Here is a 24,601-nt window from a genome sequence, read left to right on the forward strand (position 1 = left end):
CGCCGGCCCGCCGGTACGCCCCCGCCGGTTCCCCTGGCAGCGGAAACGCGTGTCGTCCGCCCCGCCCGGCGGGCAGAGTCGGCCGTATGAGACTTCTGTTGCTCGGTGGTACGGAGTTCGTCGGACGGGCCGTCGCGGAGGCGGCCCTCGCCAGGGGCTGGGAGGTGACCGTCTTCCACCGCGGACGGCACAGCCCGCCGGACGGTGTGCGGGCCCTGCACGGGGACCGCACCTCCCCCGACGGGCTCGCCGCGCTGGAGTCAGGCGCCTGGGACCTCGTCGTGGACACCTGGTCGGGGGCGCCGAGCGCCGTCCTGGCCACCGCACGGCTGCTCGCGGAGCGCGTGGAGCGGTACGCGTACGTGTCCAGTTGCTCGGTGTACACCTGGCCGCCCGCGGCCGGGTACGACGAGGGAGCACCGCTCGTGGAGGGCGAGCCCGGCGCCGGGCAGACCGCCTATCCGCAGGACAAGCGCGGCGGCGAACTCGCGGTCGAGTCGGTCTTCGGCCGTGAGCGGTCCCTGTTCCTGCGGTCCGGGCTGATCCTCGGGCCGTACGAGAACATCGGCCGGCTGCCCTGGTGGCTGGGGCGCATCGCACGCGGCGGGGCCGTCCTGGCGCCCGGGCCGCGGGAGCTGACCGTGCAGTACGTCGACGTGCGGGACCTCGCGGAGTTCACGCTGGACGCGGGTGCCGGGAAGCTGCACGGGGCGTACAACGTGGTGGGCCCGGCCGGACGGGTCACGATGGAGGCGCTGCTCCAGGCCTGTGTCCGCGCCACCGGGTCCGACGCCGATCTGCGGTGGACGGCGCCGGACGTCGTCCTCGGTGCGGGCGTCGAGCCGTGGACCCAGCTGCCCGTGTGGGTACCGCCCGGCGGTGAACTGCACGGGGCGCTCCACGGGGCCGATGTCGGCAGGGCGATGGCGGCCGGGCTGTGGTGCCGGGACGTGGACGTCACGGTCGAGGACACCTGGGCCTGGCTCCGGAGCCTCGGTGGGGTTCCGCCGCAGCGTCCCGACCGGCCGGCTCCCGGCCTGGACCCCGCGGTCGAGGCCAAGTTGCTGAATCTCTGAGCGCCGGGCTCGGAATTCCTCCGCGCCGAGCCCGGAATTCTTCCCTCCGCATTTACCGGAGGAGGGGAGTCCGCAACTCGGCGCGGTTTGCCCTGCGTTGACCCCGGGTAACGGTGTGTCGGGAGTGCGGGGCGCGACGGTTGTTACCGTCGTGTTACTTCGTCCGGAATTGGTAACGGAGACTTCTACGAATTTCTGAGGCGTCTGAACACTCCGATGGTCGTCCGCGTATGGAGTGCCATGCGACGGACATCACGAAAACGCCGGTCGACGCTCGCGAATCGCGCGATCGCCGCGTCGGCCGCGCTGCTCCTGGGCGGCGGCGGGCTGATCGCGGTCAACGTCTACGCGTCGGCGCACGAAGAGAACTCATCCAATCCCCAGAACACCTGGCAGGCCAGCGGGCAGGGGCAGCAGGTCGCCACCATCGACTGCCCGGACGTGGGGAACAGCCTCACGAACGTGCCGAACGGTGCGCGCACCGAGGTCAACGGTGAACTGGCCACCCTGGATAGCCAGATCACCCAGGCCTACAAGCGGCTCGCCACCACCCGGGACGCGGCCGCGAAGGACCCCAGCTATGTGCGGAACGCAATCCTCCAGCCGCTGAAGGACAACCGCACGACGATCATCGTGCGCATCAAGCTGGAGGTACGCCGGGCGGGCGGCTCGGCCCCGAGCTGGATCGACAAGATGGCCACCTGTACGGGCCGGACCGCCAGCGACCCCGCGACCGGACAGCAGCAGAACGGCGGTCAGCAGCAGAACGGGGGCCAGCAGCAGAACACCGGAGGCCAGCAGCAGAACGGCGGGGACCCCAACCAGAACAACGGCGGCCAGCAGCAGAACGGCGGCCAGCAGAACAACGGGGGCCAGCAGCAGAACGGCGGTCAGGCCGGCGGTCAGGCCGGCGGTCAGGCCGGCGGTCAGGCCGGAAACGGCCCCAGTGCCGCCGACTTCGTCGACATCAAGACCGTCCAGCCGAACGTCCAGACGCCGCAGCGGGGCAACAACGCCTCCGTCGGTACGTTCACCACGCTCTGCGGCACGGACCAGAACAAGCTGCACAACTCCGACAACCTGATCGTGGCGCCCGGTGTGACCAACGGTGCCCACCACACCCACGACTACGTGGGCAACCAGAGCAACAACGCCTTCGCCAGCGACCAGGACCTCGCCAACGCCCAGTCGAGCTGCGCCAACCAGGGCGACAAGTCCACGTACTACTGGCCGGTGCTCCGCCTCCAGGACGGTACGAACGAGTTCGACGCCAACCAGAACGGCGGCGGCAAGGAGGGCAACGCCGGCAAGATCCTGCAGGCCAGGCAGGCTCAGATCAAGTTCGTCGGCAACCCGCAGAGCAAGGTCGTCGCGATGCCGAAGTTCCTGCGCATCATCACCGGTGACGCGAAGGCCTTCACCAACGGCACCGCGAACGCCAACGCCCACTGGAGCTGCACGGGCTTCGAGAACCGACAGCTGACGGACAAGTACCCGATCTGTCCCCAGGGCAGCAGTGTGGTGCGCTCGTTCAAGTTCCAGAGCTGCTGGGACGGCCAGAACATCGACAGCGCCAACCACCGCACCCACGTCGCGTTCGCCGACGCCAACGGCAACTGCGCGAACGGCTTCAAAGCCATTCCGCAGCTGACGATGCGCCTGGTGTACGACGTGCCGGCGCCGACCGTCCAGAACGGACAGGTGAAGAACCCGTTCGCGGTCGACGGATTCCCGGAGCAGCTGCACAAGCCGATCACCGACCACGACGACTTCATCAACGTCTTCTCCGACGGCCTGATGAACCGGCTGGTCAACTGCATCAACACCGGCAAGCGCTGCCGGTGACCCACTGAAACGAGGGTCGGCGACGGTTCCTTCCCCGCCGCCGGCCCTCACCCCATGAACCTGCGCGGTCAGCCCATGTGGTGACCGGAGTGCATGGCCTCGTGACCCCCACCACTCTCACTCCCCATGTGGTGCGAGGCCCCCTCCTCCATGGTCCCGCCGAGCTGGCCGCGCAGCGCCATGACCGTCTTCATCTCACCGACGGCCACCCACTTGCGGCCCACCAGGTACGAGCCGCCGTAGTCCTTGGCGGTGTTGATCCACTCGCGCTGGCCACGGTCGGTGGCGAAGGTCGCGAGGATGAACCGGCCGTCGTGGTTCTTGCAGATGGCCTGGCGCAGCTCGTCCGCGTCCGTCTGGATGTTCGGAGCACAGTGCACCTTGCCCGCCAGGTGCTCCAGGCTGCCGGTCGCCGTCTTCGGCACGGCGTGCTCACCGCCACCACCGCCACAGCCCGTCAGCGCCATCAGCAGCACCGCCGTGGCGGCCATCCTGTTCCGCGTCATCCTCATCGTTCCCTCCGGTCTTGTCGGGCGACGCGTTCGCGCCAGCTCTGTACGCACCGTTGAGCGCGGCCCGTCACACCATTACCGTGCGCCGCATCCATCGACGCAGGGGGGTACATATGACCGACCCGTCGCGACGTACGGTGCTGGGCTCGGCCGGTGTCATCGGCCTCGGGACCGCCTTGGGGACGGCCGTCCCGGCTCACGCCGTCGAAGGGCCCGTCCAGGGCCCCGTCTTCGATACGGCTCCGGCGCGCTCCGCGCTCAATCGGCTCCTCCCCGACCACGCGAACCAGTTCCGTCTCGTCCCCGTCGCCCCGCGCGCGGGACACGATCGCTTCGCGGTGACCGGCAGCACCGGCCGCATCGAGGTGCGCGGCACCACACCCGCGGTGCTCCTGGCCGGGGTCCACTGGTATCTGAAGTACGTGTGCGGTGCCCATATCGCCTGGAACGGCAGCCAGCTGAACCTGCCCCGCCGACTCCCCGCGCCCGCCCGCCCGCTGGAGCGCTCCACGGCATTACCGCACCGGTTCGCGCTCAACGACACCAACGACGGCTACACCGCGCCGTACGCCGACTGGACGTACTGGGAGCGGATGATCGACATCCTGGCGCTGCACGGCTGCAACGAGGTGCTCGTCATCGCCGGCACCGAGGCCGTGTACCAGCGCACCCTCAAGGAGTTCGGCTACAGCGACGCCGAGGCGCGCGCCTGGCTGCCCGCACCCTCGCACCAGCCGTGGTGGCTGCTGCAGAACCTCTCCGGCTACGGCGGCCCGCTCTCCCAGGCCCTCATCGACAGACGCGCCGCGCTGGGCCGGAGGATCGCCGCCCGGCTGCGCGAACTGGGCATGGCGCCCGTGCTGCCCGGCTACTACGGGCACGTGCCCGACGGGTTCACCGGCCGCAACGGCGGTGACGCGCACGTCGTCCCGCAGGGAACCTGGCACGGCTTCGCACGGCCCGACTGGCTCGATCCACGGACGGAGTCGTTCGCGAAGGTCGCCGCCGCCTTCTACCGGCACCAGAAGGACGTCTTCGGCACGGCCGCCCACTTCAAGATGGACCTGCTGCACGAGGGGGGCACCGCGGGCGACGTGCCCGTGCCGGACGCGGCACGCGGAGTCGAGCGGGCGCTCCATAAGGCTCACCCCGGGGCGACCTGGGTGATCCTCGGCTGGGAGGCCAACCCGCTGCCCGCGCTCCTCGACGCGGTCGACCGGAAGCGGATGCTGATCGTCGACGGGGTGTCGGACCGGTACACGAGCGTCACCGACCGCGAGAAGGACTGGGGCGGCACGCCGTACGCCTTCGGCACGATCCCCAACTTCGGCGGACGCACCACGATCGGTGCCCGGGCACACATCTGGAACGAGAAGTTCTTCGCATGGCGGTCCAAGCCGGACAGTGCGCTCGCGGGCACGGCCTATATGCCGGAGGCCACCGACCGCGACCCGGCCGCCTTCGAGCTGTTCTCCGAACTGGCGTGGACGGACGCCAGGATCGACCGTGCCGCGTGGTTCGCCGGGTACGCCGACTTCCGCTACGGACGGCACGACGCGGACGCGCGGGCCGCATGGCGGGCGCTGCACGACACCGCGTACCAGCAGACCGCCGTCGAACGCAGCGATCCGCACGACTCGCTGTTCGCGGCCCGCCCCGACCTCGCAGCCGACAGCGCCGCCGAGTACGCCCCGAACGCGCTCACCTACGAGCCGGGCCGCTTCGACGCCGCGCTCGCCGGCCTCCTCGCGATGCCCGCGAGCCTGCGCGGCAGCGCCGCGTACGCCCAGGACCTCGTCGACGTGGCCCGGCAGGCGCTCGCCCACCGCAGCCGCCAGTACCTGCCCCAGCTCAGGGCCGCCTACGACCGCAAGGACCTGGACACCTTCCGGGCGCTGGCCACCCAGTGGCTGACGCTGATGCGGCTGCTCGACGATGTGACGGGCGCGCATCCGGCGTTCCTGCTCGGCCCGTGGATCGACGACGCGCGCCGGACGGCCACGAACGACGCCGAGCGCGCCGAGTTCGAGCGCACCGCGAAGGTGCTGCTCACCGTGTGGGGCGGGCGGGACACCTCCGACGGCGGAAAGCTGCACGAGTACGCCAACCGCGAATGGCACGGCCTCGTCGGCGACTTCTACCTCCCCCGCTGGCAGAAGTGGCTCGACGAACTGGAGGACGCGCTGAAGGCCGGGCGGGCACCGGTGCCGGTCGACTGGTTCGCCTTCGAGGAACCCTGGACGCGCGAGCGCAAGGACTATCCGCTGCGGCCGGTCGCCGACCCCTACCGCACGGCCGTCCGCGTCCGCTCCACGCTCGCGAAGGCGCCCTACCAGGGCTCCCTGAAGGTGACCGCCGAGCCGGCCGCGTTCCCGCCCGGCGGGCATGCCCGGGTGTCGGCCTCCCTCACCAACGTCAACGGACTGCGGGCGACCGGCCGCGTCGACTTCACGCTCACCGGCATCGACGCCGACCCGGAGGGCCCCACCTCGCTGGCGAGCGTGCCTGCGGCCGGGACCGGCACGGTCCGCTGGGACGCGAGCGCGCCCGGCACCCCGCTGGACCGTCCGCTCAAGCCCCTGCCGTACACGCTGACCGTGCGGTACGGGCCGCTCGGCGAGGACCGGGTGACCGCCGTCCGGCAGGGCACCCTCTTCGAGGCGGGGCCGCTCGACGCGGGCTGGCGGACGGTCAACGGCAACGCGGCGGTCTTCGGGCAGCTGGGCGAACGGTTCGCGATCGACGGGGCGGGCGCGGACCTGTGGAAGGGCACCGCGGAGTTCGGCGCCGCCTACCGGGCGGGCGCCTTCCGGGACGGCACCTCGGTCGTCCTGAAGGTGGACGCCCAGGCGGCGACCGGGCCGTGGGCACGCGCCGGGATCATCGTGCGCAACGGTCTGGCGACGGCCGGCTCCCCCGGCTTCCTGGACCTCGCGGTCACCCCGGCGAACGGCGTCGTCCTGTCGTACGACACGAACGGCGACGGCACCCTCGACACGTATAAACGCATCACCGGTGTCAAGGCCCCGGTCCTGCTGCGGCTGACCCGGTCCGGCGGCACGTACACCGGCGCCTGCTCGACCGACGACGGCGCGACCTGGCGCACCGTCGCGAGCGTGCCGGTGCCGGGGGCGGCCGCCGCGCAGGACGTGGGTCTGTTCATGACCGCGGCGAACGGCGGGAACGGGGCGCGCGGGACGGTGGAGTTCAGCGGCTGGCGGCTGACGTAGCCGACGGCGGTCCGCGGGGGCGGAAGCCGGGGCCATCGACGGCCCCGGCTTCCGCCCCCGGCCCGTGCAGGGGCCGGTGCGGGCCCGGTGGGGCGAAGATGGGCGGGACGAATGCCGCAGGACGCCCGTCTCGCACAGGAGTCTGCCCATGCCCGCGATCCCCGCGACCACCGTGGCCAACCTCCGCGACCTCGGCGGGACTCCCCTGGGCCGGGGCCGTGCGGTCCGCCCCGGCCTGGTGTTCCGGTCGGGACAGCTGGACCGGCTGGACCCGGCGGCCGACCCGGCGTTCGCCGCGCTCGGGGTGCGGACGGTCATCGACCTGCGCACCGACGCCGAGCGGGCCGCGTACCCCGACAGGGTGCCCGAAGCGGTGCGGGTGCTGACCGCGGACGCGCTCGGGGACATGCTCGCCACGAGCGGGGTGCGGCCTGCCGCCACCCGGCTCAGGGAACTGCTCGCCGATCCGGTGCTTGCCGAGCGGTGGCTCGGGGGCGGCCGTGCGCAGGCCGCCTTCGAGGACATCTACCGGGCCCTCGTCACGACGGACTCGGCCCGCGCCGCCTACCGCCTGCTGCTGACCGAACTGGCCGCCCCGGACGCCGGGCCGCTGCTCTTCCACTGCTCCGCCGGCAAGGACCGCACCGGCTGGGGCACCAGCGTCCTGCTGATGCTGCTCGGTGCGGACGAGGAGTCCGTCGAGCGGGAGTACCTGTCGGTCAACACGGCGGTACGGCACGTCTTCGCACCGCTCGTCGAGGGCTTCGCCGCCCAGGGCGGGGACCCGGAGCTCGCCCTTGCCGTCGTCGGCGTCCTGCCCGCCTACCTGCGCGCGGGCCTCGACGAGGTCGCGACGCGGTACGGCACCGTCGAGGCGTACGTACGGGAAGGCCTCGGGGTGCCGGACCGGGCCGTCGACCGCATCCGCGAGCGGCTGACCGCACCGGAGGGCTGACGGCCCCGCGGTCACCCCCCTGCGATGCACACCGCGCGCGGGCGGGGGCCGCCGCCACGCCCGGCGGACGGCCGGTCAGGTGACCATTCACCCATTCGCTCGTTCTGCTGAACGTGCAGTCACAGGATGTCGCCCCCCGTCCCTCCCGCGCCTCCGGTCACGTCATCGACGTGGAACGGGCCGAGGCCGCGCTCGTCGAGCACTATCCGCGGCTCGTCCGGCTCGCCTATCTGGTGCTGCCGCCGAGCCTCGGGCGCACCCGGCGTGTGCTGACGGCGCATGCGCTGACCCAGCGCGCGCTGCCGCGTGGGCGGGGGTCCGGGAGCGGCGCGCCGATGGTGCAGGCGCGGCGGGCGGCCGACGGGCGGCACACCGACCCCGGTTACGCGTACGTACGGCTGCGGGTGCTGAGCAGCGCGCTGGAGGCCGGACTGCCGCTGCGCCGGGCGGCGTGGCCCAGGCGCGCGCAGTTGCCGCCGCTGCTGCCGCAGGTGTGGGGGCTGCGGCTGTTCCCGCGGTCGGGCGGCGCCGACGAACTCGCCCTCGACCAGCGGCTGTCGGCCCTGTCCGGGCCGGCCCGTGCGGCGTACGTGCTGCGCGGTCTCGAACGGCTGCCGGACACCCAGGTGCGCACGCTCCTGGACTCGGCCGGGGTCGAGGACCCGGGCGCCGCGCTCACCGAGGCCGACGATGTCGCCAGGGAGTACGCGCTGCTGGAGTCCCCCGAGTTCGACCCCTGCTCGCTCCAGGCGCGGCCCACCGACCTGATGCGGCGCCGGCAGCACGGCCGGGCGGCCCTGGTCGCGGCGGCCGCCGCGGTGGTGTGCGGCGCGCTGCTGGGGCTGCCCGGCGACGGCTGGGCGCCCGACGGCGCGGCGGCCCCGCCGTACGCGCGCAACCCCGCGGCGCAGGCCGCACTGGACCCGGCCCGGCTGACCCGGGCGGCCTCGACCGCATGGCGCACCTCCGCGCGCACCGACTTCTCGGTGTGGCCCGCGCGCGGGGGCCTCACCGGCGACCGGGCGCTGCTGCGCCGCGCGCTCGCCGTCTGGGCGCGCCCCGGCGAGTCGGTGCGGGTGTCGGCGACGCCCGGTACCCCGGCGGGCGCCCCGCCGGGACCGCCGCAGCTGCTGTACGCGGGCGAGGTGGACCAGGCCCGTGTGGTGCTGCTCTACGACGGGCTGCGCATCGTGCGGTACGCGGAGCCGGAGGACGGCACCGCCGGCGCCGCCCTCGACTTCGCCCGGGTCGACGGCGCGTCCGGCGCCGAGGCGAGCGCCCTGGTGCTGGGCCGGTCCGACGGCAACGTCCGTTATCTGACGGCGCCCTGGGTGCGCACCGCCGCCGTGCGCGACCTGCTGAAGCCCGATGCCGCACCGATGCCGCTGCACCTGTCGCCCGACGGGGTCGCCGAACCGCTCTCCGGCCCGGCGGCCCAGTCCGGCGCCTGCGGGTCCTGGAACGTCCTGCAGGTCCGCGGCACCGGGAGCGACGGCGGCACCGGACTGCTGACCGACCTCGGCGAACTCGTCCCCGCCCACCTCACCGCGGGCAGCCCGAAGGCGCCGCGTGAGGCGGGCGGCCGGGCGGCGCTCGCGGACTGGGCGCGCACCGGGTGCTCGCTCGCCGCGGTGCGCGGCCAGGGGGTGCGGTCCGTGAACTCCTGGCCGTACGCCCGGCAGCAGCTTCCGGAGGTGAACGGCACGGCGGCATGGGTGTGCACCCGGGCGGACACCTGGCGGGGCACGGGGGGTCGCGTGCTCGCGCAGTTCGCGGCGCCCGGCCACCCCGCCGCTGCGGTGGCCGCGCAGGCGGAGGACTCCCCCGCGTGCGGTGCCCGGGCGCCGCAGGTCCTGGCCGGTGTGCTGTGGAAGTCGAAGGCGGGCGCCTGGTATCTCCTGGCCGCGGGCAGCGAGGGGGTCTCGTCGCTCAGGACCTCGGGCGGCGTCACCGGCTCGACGCCGGGCGGTGTCCTCGCCGTCCCGGCCGCGCAGGGTGCCCAGGCCCGGCTGAGCGGGCGGCTGGCGAACGGCAAGGAGATCTCGGCGTTGCACTGAGCCGGCCTCCGGGGCCGGTGCCGTCCGAGAGGCCAACCCCGCGAGCGTTGCTGACATTCGCGTCAAGAAACCCGTCGCGGAGGTCTGGTGGCCCCTGGCTACCCCTCAGTACATGACGCCATGTCTAACAAGCAGACCCGGCTGCCCCGGCCCGTCGCTGCCGAGCACGTTCCGCTCAAGGCCCGCAAGGTGTCCTTCGCGTGGGAGTCCACCCCGCTCCACTGGGTCCCGGACGACCCGTTCACCACGCACACCATCAACGTGCTGCATCTGCTGCTGCCCGCAGGTGAACGATGGTTCGTCCACGTCTACAAGCAGGTTCTGCCGTACATCCGCGACGCACGGCTGCGCGAGGACGTCATCGGGTTCATCGGGCAGGAGGCGATGCACTCGCAGGCCCACGACGAGGTACTGCCGCACCTCAAGGAGCAGGGGCTCGACCCGACGCCGTACACGGCGCAGGTGGACTGGATGTTCGAGAAGCTGCTCGGGGACCGGACCCTGCCCCCGGGCCGGGCCCGCCGGTGGTGGCTGATGGAACGGGTCGCGCTCATCGCGGCCATCGAGCACTACACGGCATTCCTCGGCGACTGGGTGCTGAACGCCGCGGAGCTGGACCGGCGCGGCGCCGATCCGACGATGCTCGATCTGCTGCGCTGGCACGGCGCCGAGGAGGTCGAGCACCGCTCGGTCGCCTTCGACCTGTTCCTGCACGTCGACGGGGGCTACCGGCGCCGCGCGCGGACCTGGGCCACGGCGTTCGCGACACTGCTCTTCCTCTGGCAGCGGGGCACGCGCTTCTTCATGGAGAACGACCCGACGCTGCCTCCGGGCCGGGCGAAGGCCTCCTTCCTGGACTTCTACGAGAGCGGACGGCAGGGCGTGCTGCCCTCCACCGGCGCACTGCTCAGGTCCGTGCCCCGCTATCTCAGCCGCACCTACCACCCGTCCCAGGAGGGCAGCACCGCACAGGCGGTCGCCTATCTCGCGGCGTCTCCAGCGGCGCAGGCCGCCGAGACCGCCGTGAGCGGGCCCGCGGGTGCCGCCGCGAAGGGAGCCGCGTGATGCCCCGTCTGCGCACCCTCGTGGTCGTCGCCGGCACCGCCGTACTCGCCCGGCGGGCCATGCGCCGCCGTATCCGGAACTCCCCGCTGTGGCCGATGCCCGCCCTGGAGGAGCCGATCTCCGGGCGCCCCCGCAGCCGGGCGCTGACCCTTGTGGTGACCCGGCGGGAGACCGTCGCCGACGGGGTCGTCCAACTCCGCCTGGACGGTGCCGGGCTGCCCGCGTGGGAGCCGGGCGCCCATCTCGACCTGGTGCTGCCGTCCGGCCTGGTCCGGCAGTACTCGCTGTGCGGCGACCCGGAGGACACCTCCTCGTACACGATCGCGACACGGCTCGTCGAGGACGGCCGCGGCGGCTCCCGAGAGGTGCACGACCAGCTCCACGAGGGCACCGAGGTCGAGGTGCGCGGCCCGCGCAACCGCTTCCCGCTGGCCGATGCACCCGCCCATGTCTTCGTGGCGGGCGGCATCGGCATCACGCCGATCCTGCCGATGCTGCGCGCGCTGGCGGCCGACGGGGCGCCGTGGCGGCTGCTGTACGGGGGCCGTACGCGGGCGTCGATGCCGTTCCTCGAGGAGGTCGAGAAGCTGGCGCAGAACCGCGAGGTCACCGTGGTGGCCGAGGACGAGGACGGCCGCCCGGACCTCGCCGCGTTCCTCGCGGACACGGCGCCCGGCACGGCCGTCCACTCCTGCGGCCCGGAGGGCCTGATGCAGGCCGTTGCCCAGGCGCTGCCCACCGGGTGCGCCCTGCACCTGGAGCGTTTCTCCGCCCCGGGTGCCACGGGCCGTCCCCCGGGCGGGGGCGCGGCGGCCCTGGCCGCGGACGGCGACGGCGCCTTCGACGTGGAGCTGCGCCGCAGCGGCCGTACGGTCCGGGTGCCCGCGGACTCCAGCGTGCTCGCCGCCGTGCGCGCCGAACTGCCCGACACCCCGTACTCCTGCGAGCAGGGCTTCTGCGGGACCTGCCAACAACGGGTGCTGGCGGGCGAGATCGACCACCGGGACGAGCTGCTGACCGATGCGGAGCGTGGCGATTCGATGCTGATCTGTGTCTCGCGCGCACGCGGTGGACGGCTCGTACTGGACATGTGAGCAGGCACGCACCCCGGGTCCCGGCGTACGCCCGTTAGGGTGTTCGCATGACAGCCGGGGTGCGCCGCAGGATGGGAGTCGACGAACGGCGGCAGCAGTTGATCGGGGTCGCGCTCGAACTGTTCAGCCACCGCTCGCCCGACGACGTCTCGATCGACGAGATAGCCGCGGCCGCGGGGATTTCGCGGCCTCTGGTCTACCACTACTTCCCGGGCAAACTCAGTCTGTACGAGGCAGCGTTGAAACGGGCCGCCGAGGACCTGTCCGGGCGCTTCCTGGAGCCCGCCGACGGGCCGCTCGGCGCACGGCTGCTGCGGGTCATGGGCCGGTTCTTCGACTTCGTCGACGAGCACGGCACCGGCTTCTCGGCGCTGATGCGCGGGGGCCCCGCGGTCGGCTCCACCGCGACGAACGCCCTCATCGACTCGGTCCGGCAGGCCGCCTACGTGCAGATCCTCGCCCATCTGGGAGTGACCCGCCCCTCGTCGCGGCTCGAACTCGTCATCCGCTCCTGGATCTCGCTCGCCGAGTCCACGGCACTGATCTGGCTGGACGGCCGCCGCATTCCGCGCGCCGAACTGGAGCTCCAGCTCGTCCACGACTTCGCCGCGCTGACGGCGGTGAGCGCCGCCCACGACGAGGAGATGGCGGCGATGCTGCGGCACATCCTGGACGGCGAACCGGCCGACGGCCCCTTCGGCGAGCTCATCGGCCGGCTCATCGCCCTGGCGCCCCAGCCCTCCTGACCACCGGATCCGGCCCCTGCGGCGTTCTCGCCGCAGGAACCGGTCCCCGGGTGCCGGACGGGCCGGGTCAGTCGCCCCGGCCCGCGGAGAACACGGCGACCGTGCGGGCCGGAACGTCGAAGGTGCCCGTGCCCTTCTCGTACGCCGCCGTCTTCACGACCGGGTCGGATCCGGCCGCCTGGACGGGGTGCAGCGCGTACGCCTTGCCCGCCACGGCGGCGACCGTCTGCTTCTGCCGCTCGGGCGTGGCGTTGAAGACGACGACGAGCCGGCCGAGCCGCATGGTGATGACGCCCGGGGTCTCGTCCTTGCCGGACAGCGGGAAGGACAGCGCGTCCTGCACCTGCCGCGCCGTGCTCAGGCCGAAGGCCTTGTCCGCCGTACGGATCCTCAGCAGGTCCCGGTACGCCGCCGACGCCCTGTCGATCTGTGCGCAGCCCGGAACCGGGACGGACGCGAGGAGCGGCTTGGCGTACGGCCACTTGGCCTTGTTGTCGGCGGCCGGGGGCAGTCCGCGCCCGAAGCCGTTGCCGTCGTGGCAGTCCCAGTGGACGGCGTTGAACCAGTCCCCGCTGTCGTAGGAGTTGCGGTCCAGGGACTTGGAGCGGAGCAGGTCGGTGCCGGCCTGGGAGAGCGCCGGCCCCTGTGAGAGGGCCGCCGTCGCCATGGCCAGGACCTGCATGCGCGCCCGGTCGGCGGCCGGAGTGTCCTCGGGCAGCTTGTAGGTGAGCGCGTCGTACAGGGACTCGTTGTCGTGCGCGTCGACGTAGGCGAGTGCGTCGCCGGGTGCGTCGGCGTACCCGGCGGGGGCGCCGTTGTAGTCGACCTGGGAGCCCTTGACGGTGCGGCCGGCGCTGTCGGTGAAGGTGTAGTCGGCGAGGTTTCCGGAGAGCCCCACCTTGATCAGGTCCTGGTCGTGCAGCAGACGGGCCTTCTGCTCGGCCGGGGTGCCGTCGGCGGGCGACGTGTTGGGGTCGGTGTAGAGGCCGGAGGCGAAGCCCTGCACACGCGGGTCGTCGTCGAAGGGACCGCCGCCGCGGACGGCGTCGCGTGCCCGGTCGGAGAAGGTGGCGATGCCGGTGCCCGCCATGTTCTTCTGCGTGGCCTGCACGAAGCGGGCGTCGTCGGCGACCTCGCCGAAGTTCCAGCCCTCGCCGTACAGCACGATCTTCCTGCCGTCGACGCCGTCCTTGGCGGGTGTGAGCGCGTCGAGGGCCTTCCTGACCGCCAGGATGTTGGCCTTCGGGTGGTGCCCCATGAGGTCGAAGCGGAAGCCGTCGACCTTGTACTCCTTGGCCCAGGTCACCACCGAGTCGACGACGAGCTTGCCCATCATGGCGTGCTCGGGGGCGGTGTTGGCGCAGCAGGTGGAGGTGGCGACGGAGCCGTCGGCGAGGAGCCGCTGGTAGTAGCCCGGCACGATCCGGTCGAGCACCGACGTCTTGGCCTGCCCGGCCGCCGGGGTGTGGTTGTAGACCACGTCCATGACGACCCGCAGACCGTCGCCGTTCAGCCCCCCGACCATCTTCCGGAACTCGACGGTCCGCCGGGTTCCGTCGGGGTCGGTGGCGTAGGAGCCCTCGGGGACGGTGTAGTGGTACGGGTCGTAGCCCCAGTTGTACGCGTCCTTCGCGGCCGTCTTCGCGATGCACTCCTGCTGCCGGTCGGAGTCGGGCGCGTAGGACGCCAGGTCGCAGCCGGGCCTGGACTGGTCGGCGGCCCGCTCGGGGACGGTGGCGATGTCGAAGGCCGGCAGCAGGTGCACGTACGACGTGCCTGCCTTGGCCAGTGCCCTCAGGTGCCTGTTGCCGTCGCTGTTCCTGTCGGTGAAGGCGAGGTAGGTGCCCGGGTGCTTCGCCGTCCTGTCGCCGACGGAGAAGTCGCGGATGTGCAGCTCCTGGATCTGCGCGTCGCGCAGCGGCACCGCGGCGGGCTTGTGCAGGGTGCGCCAGCCCTTCGGGGCGAGCTCCGGGTCGTCGAGGTCGACGACGAGGCTGCGCCCGGAGTCCGCGGTGAGGGCGGTGGAGTACGGGTCGGTGACGTGGTTGGTGACCGTCCTCTGCACACTGGGCGCCCAGACCCGCACCGCGTAGCGGTAGGGCTTGCCGGTCCAGGCCTTCGGCCCGGTCACCGACCAGACGCCGGTGCGGTCGTCGCGGTGCATCGGCACCCGGCGGCCGTCCAGGTCGAGCGAGACGGTGCGGGCGGTGGGCGCCCACACCGACAGCGTGGGCCGCCCGTGGTGGAACACCGGCCCGAGGCCGGCCCCGGTGGCGCCCGCATACAGGTCGTCGAGGGCGCCGGGGATCTGGACGCCGGTGGCCGCGAGCAGGGCGCCGTTGCCTGCACGCTGGGTGGCGATGAGCTGTCCGCGCAGGGCGGCGCGGACCCGGTCGCGGTCGCGCGGGTCGACGGTGAAGGCCGGGTAGTCCTTCAGATGCGGGTACGCCGCCTTCTGGGCGTCGGTGAGGGTACCGGGGTCGAGCCGGATCCAGTGGCCCTCGTCCGACAGGGCGCCGTCCTTCACCGTGATGCCGCCGTCGGGGGCGTAGACCAGCTGCTCGCTGGTGGCGTCGGTGGCCTTCACCTTCCACACGACGGTGTCACGGTCGATCCATTGCGCCTCGGACTTGGTGAGGTCGAGGTCGGGGGTACCGCCGGTCTGGGGCAGCAGGTAGGAGGGCTGCCCGGAAAGCAGCCACACCTCGTGACCGTAGGTGGCCAGGTCGAGGGACTGGTCGGATGGCAGGTCCTTCTCGTCGCCCTTGTGGACGATGTAGCTGAGCGAGGTCGCGCCGTCGGCGAGCGGCACCTCGAAGGTGACGCCGTAGGCGTCCTTCTTCACCGGCTGGAGCGGCTTGGACCAGTCGGTCGGATCCTTGGCGCCGGTCCAGACGTGCAGCCCCCAGCCGTCGTAGTCGCCGTCCGCGCGGTGGTAGTGCAGCACGGCCTTCGCGGTGTCCTGCGGCGGGTACGCGCCGTCGGGTGCCTTGGTCTCCTGCCCGTCCTTGCCCTGCTCGATCCACACCTCGCCGGTGCGGCCGAGGTCGATCGTCCGTTGCGGGCCGTCCGCGGTGCCGTTCTTCTCGACGGTGTACGGCACATCGGTGGCGCCGTCCTCGGTCCTCACCCAGGCGAAGGCGCCGTAGGCGTCCCGGCCGGCGAAGTCGGAGGCGCCGGCCGCGGTCTTCAGCTGCCAGCCGTCGTAGTCGCCGTCGGCGCGCTTGTAGTGGACGACGGCGTAGTCGCGGTCGACGGCACGCGGCTTCTGCGGCGCAGGCGTCGGCCCGGCCGTGGTCGCAGCCGTGGCACTCGCGGTGCGTCCCGCGCTGTCCACCACGACGGCCTTGTACCGCAGGGGTGTTCCCGCCGCGGTGTCGATGTGCTGGGTGATCCGGTACGGGGCGTGGTCGACGGAGCCGAGGGTGCGCCAGGGGCCGTTGCCGGTCTGGGCGGCGAAGACGACGCGGTTCAGCTGTCCGCCCCCGAGGTCCGCGGAGAGTTCCACGGTGCCGGTGGCACCGGAGGGCGGGGCCTTCAAGGTGATGGTGGGCCCGGTCGCGGGCGCGCCGAGCGGGGCCGTGGCCCTGAGCACGACGGCGGACAGGGCGGGCACGGTCACGGAGATCTCGCGGCCGTCGTCGCTGCGGACGGTTCCGGAGCCTCCGTAGACGGTGCGGAAGTCCATGCCGGCCGATCCGGTCGGGATCCGTACGGCCTTGTCGTCGCCGGAGTTGTTCAGGGCGACGACGTACTCGATCCGCTTCCGGGCGTCGGTGCGCGAGAAGGCGTAGACGGGGCCCTTCGCGTACCGCTCGGTCTGCACCCCGTCGCGCAGCGCGGGGTTGTGCCGCGTCAGCGCGGACAGCTGGGCGATGGACCGGTAGAGCGGGTGCTTCGGGTCGTAGGAGTCGGCGGCGTGGGTGCGGCCGGTGCCGATCTCGTCGTCGTCGAGGTAGTCCGGGACCTTCGAGGCGAACATGGTCTGCCGGGCGTCCTTGTCGCCGCCGGCGCCGGTGAAGCCCTGCTCGTCGCCGTAGTAGACCACCGGGTTGCCGCGGCTGAGGAACACCACGGCGTGGGCGAGCCGGTCCCGCTTCAGCAGCTCGGCGTCGTCGGCGCCCGGGTGGTCCTGCCTCAGGAAGGTGCCGATACGGCCCATGTCGTGGTTGCCGAGGAACGTCACCTGTTCGTAGGCGTTGGCCTTGTCGGTGGCGTACCGGTAGTCGTCGCCGAGGACGGAGGCGAGGCGGGAGGCGTCGGCGCCCTGGGAGGCATAGGCGCGGGCCGCGTCCTGGAAGGGGAAGTCGAGCGTGGCGTCGAGCCGTCCCCGGGTGACGTACGGCGAGGTGACCGCGGTGTCGGCGGAGTACACCTCACCGAACATGAAGAAACGCTTCCGGCCGTGCGCGGCGGCGTACCTGTCGAGCGCGGTCGCCCACTGCGTCCAGAAGTCCAGGTCCACGTGCTTGACGGTGTCGATGCGGAACCCGTCGACTCCGAAGTCGCGCACCCAGCGCTCGTAGATCCTCTCCATTCCGGAGACGACCTCGGGCCGTTCGGTCCACAGGTCGTCGAGCCCGGAGAAGTCGCCCAGCTCGGCGCTCTCGCCCGCGAAGGTGGAGTCGCCTCGGTTGTGGTACATCGTCGGGTCGTTCAGCCAGGCGGGGACCTTCTTCTCGCCGGGCCGCACGACGGGCGTGTAGGGGAAGGAGTCCGCGTCCACGGCGGGGATGCGGCCCCGGGTGTCGTCGAAGGGCCGGCCCTTCGTGTCGAGGTACGGGTAGGCGCCCGTGGGCCGGTAGCCGTACTTCTTCTCGGCGTAGTCGACGGTGTCGGCGGTGTGGTTGGTGATGACGTCGAAGAAGACCTTCATACCCTTGGCATGGGCCTTGTCGATCAGCCGGGTCAGGTCGGCGTTGGTGCCGAAGTGGGGGTCGACCCGGGTGAAGTCGGTGATCCAGTAGCCGTGGTAGCCGGCGGACGCGTCCTTGCCCTCGCCCTGCACCGGCTTGTTCTTGAAGATCGGCGCGAGCCAGATGGCGGTGGTGCCGAGGCCCTTGATGTAGTCGAGCCGCTTCGTCAGGCCCTTGAGGTCACCGCCCTGGTAGAAGCCCTTGTCGGTGGGGTCGTAGCCGGTCTCCAGACGCGAACCGGTCAGACCGCCGCGGTCGTTGGACCGGTCGCCGTTGGCGAACCGGTCGGGCAGGACGAAGTAGAACTGCTCGCGGGTCAGGTCGTGGCGGGCGGGTGCCGCGGCGAGCGCCGCGTCCGTCGGCGGCGGGGGCGGTGCGGCCGCGGCCGGCGAGGAGGCGGCCACGGTGGTCAGTGCGGCGGCCAGCGACAGCGTGACCGCCGCCACCGCGGGCCGTTTCAGGGCAGGAGGTATCACGGACAGAACTCCCAGGGGATGAGTGGCCGCCCCACGGGGGAGCGCGGGGCGGCCGGAACAGAAGGCCGTTCCGGGGACCGGTCAGCAGCTGCGTGCGCCGGTGTGCAGGGCCACCGCCGTGCCCGGGCCGAGCGTCGCCGTGAACCGGCCGGAGCCGTCCACCGTGACGGTGCGGCTGTTCTGGACGTCGCAGTACGTCCCGGCGGCGAGCGACGTCTGGAACGTGCGGGTCAGCGCGGACGACTCGTGGTTGATGGCGACGTACGCCTTGCTGCCGCGCCCGAAGGCGATCGCGTTGTTGCCGTTGTCCCACCAGTCGGTGACCGCCTGCCCGCGTGCGGTGTTGCGGAGGGCGACCATGGACTTGATCTCGGGCCAGGCGTGCTGGCACTTCCAGCCGTCCTGCCAGCAGGCGTTCACCTGACCGCCGTTGGGGGGTCCGGCGTCCTTGTCGGACCACTCGTAGCCGGAGTTGATGTCGGGTGAGCCGTACGGCCAGGCGAGCATGAACACGTTGGCGAGGGTGTAGAGGTTGCCGTCCTTGTAGTTGAGGGTGTCACCGCCCCGCTCGGTGTCGTGGTTGTCGACGAAGACCCCGGCCCGGCCGGAGGACAGATAGCCCCAGCCCTCGCCGTAGTTCTTCAGATACGCGAGCTTCTCGCTCGTGAAGACCCGCTTCAGATCGCGTGCGTAGCGGAACTCCTGTACGTCGCCGTTGCCCAGGTACTCGGACGGCTGGACGGCCTCTCCCTCGCCGTAGATCACCTCCTGCTTCCAGTAGGCGTTCGGGTCGGTGAGCCGGGACTTGATGTTCGCGAGGTCCTCGGCGGGTATGTGCTTGGCCGCGTCGATGCGGAAGCCGTCGACGCCGAGCGAGAGCAGGTCGTTCATGTACCCGGAGATCGCCTTGCGGACGTACTCCTCGCCGGTGTCCAGGTCGGCGAGTCCGACGAGCTCGCAGTGCTGGACGTTCCAGCGGTCCTGGTAGTTGACGACCTGGGAGGTGCAGTCGTCGAAGTCCGGGTACGAGTAAAGGCCCGGATAGTCGTACTTGCTGTACGAGGACCCGCCGGTGCCGGTCCCGGACCCGGCGGCCATGTGGTTGACCACCGTGTCCACGACCACCTTCACACCGGCGGCGTGACACGTGTCCACCATGCTCCTGAAGGAGCCGCGGTCGCCGAGCCGGCCGGCGATCCGGTAGCTGACCGGCTGGTACGAGGTCCACCACTGGGGGCCCTGGACGTGCTCGGCGGGCGGGGAGACCTGGACGTAGCCGTAGCCCGCCGGGCCCAGGGTGCGGGTGCACTCCTTCGCGACCGAGGCGTAGTTCCATTCGAAGAGGACGGCCGTGACGTCCTTCGTCCCGGGCGGGGAGGCCTCCGCGGTGACGGGCGGGGTGAGCATCGCCGCCGCCAGGGCCAGCACGATGGGTAGTCGTCGTCTCACGGCCATCTTCGGTTCCTCCTGCACGTCGCTGTGCGGGCTGATGTGTTCGGCGCCGGGCGCCGTCTTGTGCTCCGCCCGTCCGCCCCGGACCGGGGCGGACGGGCGGAAGATCGTCACCGCGCGGGCGCGGTGATCAGGCGGTGGTCCACCAGACGGTGGTGTCGGCGGGCAGCAGCACCGTGCCGTCGGTGACGGCGGGCAGGTCCGTGGTGCTGGCGAGGACGACCTCGCCGTACGCCGGGATCCGCACCGTCGTTCCGGTGGTGTTGGCGGTGCACACGAAGCCGCGGCCCTCGGCCCGCCGGCGGAACGCCAGGACGCCCTCCGGCGCGTCCAGCCACTCCACGGAGTCGCCGGCGCCCAGCGCCGGGTGGGCACGGCGGGCGGCGAGCGCGGAACGGTACAGCTCCAGCGTGGAGCCGGGCACCCCGGTCTGCGCCTGGACGCTCAGTTCGCCCCAGCCCTCGGGCTGCGGCAGCCAGGAGCCGCCCGCGCCGAAGCCGTACGAGGGGCCGTCGGCCGTCCACGGGATCGGCACCCGGCAGCCGTCGCGGAAGCCGTCCTGGCCGGCGGCGCGGAAGAACGACGGGTCCTGCCGCACCTCGTCCGGGAGGTCCACGACGTCCGGGAGGCCCAGCTCCTCGCCCTGGTAGACGTAGGCGGAGCCGGGCAGTGCCAGCATCAGCAGGGTCGCGGCGCGGGCGCGGCGCAGGCCCAGCGCCCGGTCCCCGGCGGTACGGATCTGGGTGCCGAGACCCGGCGGGTTGGCGAAGCGCGTGGCGTGCCGGGTGACGTCGTGGTTGGACAGCACCCAGGTGGCCGGCGCGCCGACCGGGCGCATGGAGTCCAGGGAACGGTCGATGATCTCGCGCAGCTCGCCCGCCTCCCAGGGGGCGCCGAGGTACTGGAAGTTGAACGCCTGGTGGAGTTCGTCCGGCCGGACGTAGAGGGCCGTGCGCTCGATGGTGGGGGTCCAGGCCTCGGCGACGGCGATGCGGTCGCCCGCGTACTCGTCGAGGATCTTGCGCCACGAGCGGTAGATGGCGTGTACGCCGTCCTGGTCGAAGAACGGCATCGTGTCGTTGCCGAGCAGCTTCAGCTGGTCGTGCGCGCCGAGGTCGGGCAGGCCGGGTGCCTTCACCAGGCCGTGGGCCACGTCGATGCGGAAGCCGTCGACTCCCATGTCCAGCCAGAACCGCAGGATCGAGCGGAACTCGTCGCCGACGGCCGGGTGGTCCCAGTTGAAGTCGGGCTGCTCGGGCGCGAAGAGGTGGAGGTACCACTCGCCGGGGGTGCCGTCCGGTTCCGTGACCCGGGTCCAGGCGGGTCCGCCGAAGATGGACTCCCAGTCGTTCGGGGGGAGTTCGCCGTCCGCGCCCTTGCCGGGGCGGAAGTGGTAGCGCTCCCGCAGCGGCGAGCCGGGGCCCTCGGCGAGCGCCCGCTTGAACCACTCGTGCTGGTCGGAGGAGTGGTTGGGCACGAGGTCGACGATGACCCGCAGACCGAGCGCGTGCGCGTCCCGGAGCACGGCGTCGGCGTCCAGCAGGTTGCCGAACATCGGGTCGACGGCCCGGTAGTCGGCGACGTCGTAGCCGGCGTCGGCCTGCGGCGATGCGTAGAACGGGCTCAGCCAGACGGCGTCGACGCCGAGGTCACGCAGATACGGAAGCCGGGAGCGCACGCCCTCCAGGTCGCCCATGCCGTCGGCGTCGCTGTCGGCGAAGCTGCGCGGATACACCTGGTAGATCACGGCGTCGCGCCACCATCCGGGGGTGGTCGCGGTACCGCAGGAGGAGGTCTGCGGCTGGTCGGCGGCGGTGTGGTCGGCGGTGTGCTGACTCATGACGTCCTTGCTGCGTAAGGGGGTTGTGTGCGTGGGGGGTGCGGCGGTGGCGGGTACGTGTCCCATCGGAAGGAGGCCGCTCAGCCCTTGGTCCCGCCTGCGGTGAGGCCGGTGACCAGGTTCTTCTGGACGAGGTAGAAGAACGCGGAGACGGGTATCGCGATCAGCACCGCGGTCGCGGCCATGTAGTTCCACTGCGCGTCGTGCTCGCTGACGAAGCTCTGCAGCCCGACGGCGAACGTGTACTTCTGGTCGTCGAGCATGAAGGTGGAGGCGAACGCGACCTCGCCGAAGGCGGTGATGAAGCTGTAGAAGGCGGCGACCGCGAGACCGGGCTTGGCCAGCGGCAGGATCAGCCGCGCGAAGGTGCCGAAGGGCGACAGACCGTCGACCCGGCCCGCCTCGTCGATCTCGAACGGAATCGTGTCGAAGTAGCCCTTGAGCAGCCAGGCGCAGTACGGCACCGCGGTGGAGCAGTAGACGAGGATCAGACCGAGGTAGCTGTCGATGAGGCCGAGGTCGGAGAGGATCTCGTACATCGGCACGATCAGGACCGCGATCGGGAACGCCTGGGTCAGCAGGAGCACCCACATCAGCTTCCGGTAGCCCGGGAAGCGCATCCGCGACACCGCGTAGCCCGTGGTGGCGGCGATCAGCACGCCGATGATGCTGGTGCCCAGGGACACGATCAGCGAGGACTCGAGCCACTTGAAGAAGTTGGTGCGCTCCAGCACGAAGCTGTAGTTGGACAGCGAGATCCTGCCGAGGATGCGCCCGGGGTGCAGATAGTCGTCCTTCTGGCTGCCCAGGGACAGGAAGACCAGCCACACGACCGGGAACAGGGCGATGAGGCTCGCGACGATCAGCGTGCCGTGCACCAGGACGGAACCCAGCGGCCCGCGCTCGCCGCGCCGGCGGACGTTTCTCGTGCGCGTCGTCGTCGTACTCATGGGGAGGGCTCCTGCGGCGTCAGGCGAGCTGCTCATTGCGGTTCAGCCAGCGGTAGTAGAAGGACGTGAAGATGGCCAGGATCGACAGCAGCAGCACGCCGTACGCGGCGGACTGCGCGAAGTCGCGGGGCTGCTGGCCGAAGCCGAGGTAGTAGGCCCAGGTGACCAGGATCTGGGCGTCGGGGCCGCCGGTGGGGCCGAACAGCAGGAAGATGACGGCGAACTGGTTGAAGGTCCAGATGATGCCGAGCAGGACGACGGTGGAGCTGACGGACCGCAGGCCCGGCAGCGTGACGTGCCGGAAACGCTGCCAGGCGCTCGCACCGTCCATCTCGGCCGCCTCGTACAGGGAGGAGTCGATCGACTGCAGGCCGCCGAGCAGCGACAGCATCATGAACGGCACACCGCACCAGGTGTTGACCATGATGGCGGCGAGGCGCTGGAAGAAGGTGTCCTCGAGCCACTCCGGCTGCGGCAGGTGCAGGAAGCCGAGCACGGAGTTGATGGCCCCGGAGTCGGCGAGCATGATCCGCCACGAGAAGACGGTCACGAAGGTGGGCACCGCCCAGGGCAGCACCAGCAGCAGCCGGTAGAGGGTGCGTCCGCGGACCTTCTGGTCGAGCAGCAGCGCGAGACCCAGCCCGAGGACGTAGTGCAGGGTGACGCAGACCGCCGTCCAGACGACGGTCCACAGGAAGTGCGACCAGAACCTGTCGTAGGCGGTGGGCCCCCACAGGATGTCGGCGTAGTTGTCGATGCCGATGAACTTGTAGGTGGCGGCGATGTGGTTGACGCCGATGGTGCGCGCCGAGTTGAGGCTGTTGGCGTCGGTGAACGTCAGATAGATGCCGCGCACCAGCGGGTAGCCGACGAGGACACCGAGGACGACGACGACCGGGGTGATCATCGCGTACGCGTACCAATGCCTCTGGTACGCGAGCTTGAGGCGTTCCAGCGGACCGGGGCGGCGGGGCGCACGGTCGCCGCTGCTGGGGGCGGCAGGTCTCTCGACGGCGACTGTCATGGTGGGGCACCTTCTGGGGCTGGGGCGTGCGGCCGCCGGGTCCGCCCCGCGGGGGCGGACCCGGCGGTCTGGGTCACTTGCTGAAGCCGGGAACCAGCTTGGACATCGCCAGCTCGGCGTTGCCCAGGCCCTTGTCCAGCGACTCCTTGCCGCCGGCGATCTTCGGCAGCTCGGTGTCGAGCGGGCCCCAGAGGGAGCCGTACTCGGGCAGCGCCGGGCGCGGCTGGGCGACGGAGAGGACCTTCTGGTAGCCGGCGATGCCGGGGTCGCTCTGCACCTGGCTCGTGTAGGCGTCCTGGCGGGTCGGCAGCGTGGAGTTCTTCAGGGCGATCTGCTCCTGCGCCTTCTGCGAGGTCATGAACTTCACGAACTTCAGCGCGGCCTGCTGGTGGGCCTTGTCGGAGCCCGCGTACACGGCGAGGTTGTGGCCGCCGGTCGGGGCGCCGGCCTTGCCGGAGGAACCGGCCGGGACGGGCGCGATGCCGAGGTTGCCCTTGTCCTTGAAGGCGGAGCCCTTGTAGAAGTTGGTGATCTCCCAGGGGCCCTGGATGATCGCGGCGACCTTGCCGTTGACGAACGCGTCCTGGATGTGGGCGTACGCGTCGGCGGTGGTGTCGGCCTTGTGCAGGCCCTTGCCGGCGAACAGGCTCTGCCAGGTCTTGAGGCCCTTGACGGCGGCGGCGCTCTTGATGGTGATCTTCTTGCCGGGCACGTCCACGGTGTCGGTGCCCTCACCGTAGAGGTACGGCTGCGCGTAGTAGGCCTGGGTGGAGCCCCAGTAGCCGTCCTTGCCGGTCTTGGCCTTGATCTTGGCGGCGTCGGCCTTCAGGTCGCTCCAGCTGGTCGGCGCCTTGTCGATGCCGGCCTGCTTGAACAGCGCCTTGTTGTAGACCAGCGCGAGGGTGTCGGTGACGAACGGCACCCCGTAGGTCTTGCCCTGGTACTGGGCCTGCTTGATCAGGCTGGGCTGGAACTTGGCCTGGTCGGCGAGGGCGGGGGTGCCGTCGAGCGGAAGGAAGTAGCTCTTCTTCGCGAACGCCGGGGTCCAGCCGACCTCGGAGCGCAGCACGTCCGGGGCGCCCTTGCTGCCCGCGGCGGTGTCGAACTTGTTCTGCGCCTGGTCGAAGGGGACGTTGACGTACTTGACCTTGACGGTGGGGTTCGCCTTCTCGAACTGCTTCACCAGGGCCTTGTACGTCGGGGCCTCGTTGGTGGCGTTGGAGGTGTCCCACCAGGTGAGGGTGACGGGGCCGTCCGCCTTGGTGTCGCTGCTGTCACTGCCGCCGCAGGCCGTCGCCGCGAGGGCGAGGGATGCCACGAGCGCGGTGGCCGCTATGCCACGCCGCATGAGTTCTCCTTGGGT

General features: G+C 71.7%; 15 protein-coding genes. 8 read left to right on the forward strand and 7 right to left on the reverse strand.

Annotation, left to right across the window (positions count from 1 at the left end):
* Positions 1-86 precede the first annotated feature (86 nt).
* Positions 87-1,076: an NAD-dependent epimerase/dehydratase family protein gene (locus ACWCP6_RS00480; protein WP_450930087.1), complete on the forward strand. Its 990-nt coding sequence runs from the start codon at positions 87-89 to the stop codon at positions 1,074-1,076.
* A gap of 240 nt (positions 1,077-1,316) precedes the next feature.
* Positions 1,317-2,921 carry a DUF1996 domain-containing protein gene (locus tag ACWCP6_RS00485; protein WP_450930088.1) on the forward strand — a complete coding sequence of 535 codons (1,605 nt, stop codon included), beginning with the start codon at positions 1,317-1,319 and terminating at the stop codon, positions 2,919-2,921.
* 68 nt (positions 2,922-2,989) lie between these two features.
* On the opposite strand, the gene ACWCP6_RS00490 is transcribed toward ACWCP6_RS00485, so the two are convergent.
* Positions 2,990-3,433 carry a hypothetical protein gene (locus ACWCP6_RS00490; protein WP_450930089.1) on the reverse strand — a complete coding sequence of 148 codons (444 nt, stop codon included), beginning with the start codon at positions 3,431-3,433 and terminating at the stop codon, positions 2,990-2,992.
* Between the two features lie 113 nt (positions 3,434-3,546).
* Between ACWCP6_RS00490 and ACWCP6_RS00495 the strand changes: the two genes are divergently transcribed.
* The 6 genes from ACWCP6_RS00495 (at position 3,547) to ACWCP6_RS00520 (ending at position 12,580) form a co-directional block, all read left to right on the forward strand.
* Positions 3,547-6,663, forward strand: coding sequence for an alpha-N-acetylglucosaminidase (locus ACWCP6_RS00495; protein ID WP_450930090.1), 3,117 nt, complete (start codon positions 3,547-3,549; stop codon positions 6,661-6,663).
* A 148-nt stretch (positions 6,664-6,811) separates the two neighbouring features.
* Complete coding sequence (locus ACWCP6_RS00500) at positions 6,812-7,618, forward strand: tyrosine-protein phosphatase (protein WP_450930091.1); 807 nt, start codon at positions 6,812-6,814, stop codon at positions 7,616-7,618.
* A gap of 113 nt (positions 7,619-7,731) precedes the next feature.
* Complete coding sequence (locus tag ACWCP6_RS00505) at positions 7,732-9,675, forward strand: hypothetical protein (protein WP_450930092.1); 1,944 nt, start codon at positions 7,732-7,734, stop codon at positions 9,673-9,675.
* Positions 9,676-9,795: 120 nt separating this feature from the next.
* Positions 9,796-10,740 carry a metal-dependent hydrolase gene (locus tag ACWCP6_RS00510; RefSeq protein WP_450930093.1) on the forward strand — a complete coding sequence of 315 codons (945 nt, stop codon included), beginning with the start codon at positions 9,796-9,798 and terminating at the stop codon, positions 10,738-10,740.
* The gene (locus ACWCP6_RS00515) at positions 10,740-11,834 is read left to right on the forward strand and encodes a PDR/VanB family oxidoreductase (protein WP_450930094.1); all 1,095 of its coding nucleotides are present in this window, start codon (positions 10,740-10,742) and stop codon (positions 11,832-11,834) included. Before ACWCP6_RS00510 ends, ACWCP6_RS00515 begins: the two co-directional genes overlap by 1 nt.
* A gap of 47 nt (positions 11,835-11,881) precedes the next feature.
* Positions 11,882-12,580 (forward strand): TetR/AcrR family transcriptional regulator, encoded by a 699-nt coding sequence (locus tag ACWCP6_RS00520; protein ID WP_450930095.1) that lies wholly within the window; start codon positions 11,882-11,884, stop codon positions 12,578-12,580.
* A gap of 67 nt (positions 12,581-12,647) precedes the next feature.
* Here ACWCP6_RS00520 and pulA read toward each other — a convergent pair whose 3' ends face one another.
* The 6 genes from pulA to ACWCP6_RS00550 all read right to left on the reverse strand — a co-directional run bounded on the left by pulA (position 12,648) and on the right by ACWCP6_RS00550 (position 24,586).
* Entirely contained in the window at positions 12,648-17,927 is a 5,280-nt protein-coding gene (gene pulA / locus ACWCP6_RS00525) for a pullulanase-type alpha-1,6-glucosidase (RefSeq protein ID WP_450930528.1), read from the reverse strand.
* Between the two features lie 126 nt (positions 17,928-18,053).
* Complete coding sequence (locus ACWCP6_RS00530; protein ID WP_450930096.1) at positions 18,054-19,427, reverse strand: alpha-amylase; 1,374 nt, start codon at positions 19,425-19,427, stop codon at positions 18,054-18,056.
* A gap of 127 nt (positions 19,428-19,554) precedes the next feature.
* Positions 19,555-21,264: a glycoside hydrolase family 13 protein gene (locus ACWCP6_RS00535; RefSeq protein WP_450930097.1), complete on the reverse strand. Its 1,710-nt coding sequence runs from the start codon at positions 21,262-21,264 to the stop codon at positions 19,555-19,557.
* Positions 21,265-21,344: 80 nt separating this feature from the next.
* Positions 21,345-22,214 carry a sugar ABC transporter permease gene (locus ACWCP6_RS00540; protein WP_450930098.1) on the reverse strand — a complete coding sequence of 290 codons (870 nt, stop codon included), beginning with the start codon at positions 22,212-22,214 and terminating at the stop codon, positions 21,345-21,347.
* A 19-nt stretch (positions 22,215-22,233) separates the two neighbouring features.
* The gene (locus ACWCP6_RS00545) at positions 22,234-23,238 is read right to left on the reverse strand and encodes a carbohydrate ABC transporter permease (RefSeq protein ID WP_450930099.1); all 1,005 of its coding nucleotides are present in this window, start codon (positions 23,236-23,238) and stop codon (positions 22,234-22,236) included.
* 73 nt (positions 23,239-23,311) lie between these two features.
* Complete coding sequence (locus ACWCP6_RS00550; RefSeq protein WP_450930100.1) at positions 23,312-24,586, reverse strand: extracellular solute-binding protein; 1,275 nt, start codon at positions 24,584-24,586, stop codon at positions 23,312-23,314.
* Positions 24,587-24,601 lie beyond the last annotated feature (15 nt).

It is taken from the genome of Streptomyces sp. NPDC002004 (assembly GCF_053593975.1).

Bases quoted from the DNA above. Each gene is read 5' to 3' on its own strand.
- ACWCP6_RS00535 (WP_450930097.1), bottom strand. From the start codon at position 21,264: ATGAGTCAGCACACCGCCGACCACACCGCCGCCGACCAGCCGCAGACC.
- ACWCP6_RS00510 (WP_450930093.1), top strand. From the start codon at position 9,796: ATGTCTAACAAGCAGACCCGGCTGCCCCGGCCCGTCGCTGCCGAGCAC.
- ACWCP6_RS00530 (WP_450930096.1), bottom strand. From the start codon at position 19,427: ATGGCCGTGAGACGACGACTACCCATCGTGCTGGCCCTGGCGGCGGCG.
- ACWCP6_RS00545 (WP_450930099.1), bottom strand. From the start codon at position 23,238: ATGACAGTCGCCGTCGAGAGACCTGCCGCCCCCAGCAGCGGCGACCGT.
- ACWCP6_RS00495 (WP_450930090.1), top strand. From the start codon at position 3,547: ATGACCGACCCGTCGCGACGTACGGTGCTGGGCTCGGCCGGTGTCATC.
- ACWCP6_RS00485 (WP_450930088.1), top strand. From the start codon at position 1,317: ATGCGACGGACATCACGAAAACGCCGGTCGACGCTCGCGAATCGCGCG.
- ACWCP6_RS00500 (WP_450930091.1), top strand. From the start codon at position 6,812: ATGCCCGCGATCCCCGCGACCACCGTGGCCAACCTCCGCGACCTCGGC.
- ACWCP6_RS00520 (WP_450930095.1), top strand. From the start codon at position 11,882: ATGACAGCCGGGGTGCGCCGCAGGATGGGAGTCGACGAACGGCGGCAG.
- ACWCP6_RS00480 (WP_450930087.1), top strand. From the start codon at position 87: ATGAGACTTCTGTTGCTCGGTGGTACGGAGTTCGTCGGACGGGCCGTC.
- ACWCP6_RS00515 (WP_450930094.1), top strand. From the start codon at position 10,740: ATGCCCCGTCTGCGCACCCTCGTGGTCGTCGCCGGCACCGCCGTACTC.
- ACWCP6_RS00540 (WP_450930098.1), bottom strand. From the start codon at position 22,214: ATGAGTACGACGACGACGCGCACGAGAAACGTCCGCCGGCGCGGCGAG.
- ACWCP6_RS00550 (WP_450930100.1), bottom strand. From the start codon at position 24,586: ATGCGGCGTGGCATAGCGGCCACCGCGCTCGTGGCATCCCTCGCCCTC.
- ACWCP6_RS00490 (WP_450930089.1), bottom strand. From the start codon at position 3,433: ATGAGGATGACGCGGAACAGGATGGCCGCCACGGCGGTGCTGCTGATG.